At 73.3% G+C, this 849-nt stretch carries 1 protein-coding gene; it reads right to left on the bottom strand.

Annotated elements, in window-relative coordinates; all coding sequences use genetic code 11:
* Window positions 1-80: 80 nt before the first annotated feature.
* Window positions 81-731: a PepSY domain-containing protein gene (locus AC1RIF_RS27230; RefSeq protein ID WP_492604501.1), complete on the bottom strand. Its 651-nt coding sequence runs from the start codon at window positions 729-731 to the stop codon at window positions 81-83.
* Between the last annotated feature and the right edge of the window lie 118 nt (window positions 732-849).

Below are 849 nucleotides of genomic sequence, written 5' to 3'. Positions count from 1 at the left end.
CCCCCCCCCCCCCCCCCCCCCCCCCCCCCCCCCCCCCCCCCCCCCCCCCCCCCCCCCCCCCCCCCCCCCCCCCCGCCCGGTCAGCGCGTGACGTTCTGCAGGACTCGGCCGGAGACGGCATCGACGTCCACCGCGCGCTGCGCTCCGGAGGCGTCGATCACGTCGGCCTCCCACACGTACGTGCCGCCCTTCTCCACCACGAGATTCAGGTCGGTGATCCGGCCTCCCGGGACCTCCGTGAGGACGACGCCCGTGGCGGCGGTGTAATCGAGCTCGGCTTCTTCGATGCCCGTGTGCTGTGCTCCCTCGGCCATCGGTCCGGCGATGATCTTGTCGCCGTCGGGGGACACGACGGCGGTGACGGTGACCCCGTCGGCGGCGACGACGCGGACCTCCCAACTTCCGTCGCTGTTCTCCTCGATGGACACCAGTGAGCTGCCGGGAACCGAGGCCATGACGGTTTGGCCGGCGTGCTCGAAGACCTTCGCGTTCCAGCCCGGTGCCAGGGCCCCTGCCGAACTCGCCGGTGACGTCTGGGCCGGCGCCGGCGTGTCTGCGCCGGCCGAGGGAGCCGATGCGGCGGAGGTCGTGGATGCGCTCGTGGTGACAGCAGCCGAGGAGGCGGTCGTCGTGGCGGTGTCGCTGTCGTCGCTGCCGCAGCCGACGAGGGCCACCAGCGTGAGTCCGACGAGCGCGGTCGCCTTCGTTCCGGTGCTACCGGTTACCTTCATGCCGAAACCCCCCGTTGTATTGATGTTTGTCTCAGGGTCTCACGTGATCGCATCCTCGACGTGCCGACGCACCAGCGCGGGGGGGGGGGGGGGGGGGGGGGGGGGGGGGGGGGGGGGG

Source organism: Prescottella sp. GW823-FHT02E09 (genome assembly GCF_058797375.1).
This window is presented reverse-complemented; position numbering and strand designations above follow the sequence as displayed.